The sequence below is a fragment of the Salicola sp. AFF1 genome (genome assembly GCF_056783195.1).
In genome coordinates, this window is sequence record NZ_JBXAYL010000174.1 from 1 (window position 1) to 266 (window position 266).

At 60.2% G+C, this 266-nt stretch carries 1 pseudogene; it reads right to left on the bottom strand.

The annotated features are described in order from the left end of the window. Window positions 1-65: 65 nt before the first annotated feature. A pseudogene (locus AC1RQI_RS17220) lies at window positions 66-266 on the bottom strand (hypothetical protein); the annotation flags it as partial.

The following is a 266-nucleotide window of genomic DNA, read 5'->3' on the forward strand; positions in this document are numbered from 1 at the left end:
TGCAGTCCTGACAGCGTGTCTCATTGCTTCCTCCTTGCTCGTGATTGAGGTTTCCGTGGCTTGGTTCAGATGTCGCCCTGCTGTGCGGTTTCTTCGTTGCGCGGATTCAGGAATGAATCCGTGATGACGGCGAGCAGCAGGACGACGCCCTTGACGAGGTTCTGGCCGGCGTAGGAGATGTCCATGATGGTCATGCCGTTGAGCATGGTGCCGATCAGCAGCGTGCCGATGATGACGTTGAGCACGCCGCCGCGGCCGCCGGACAG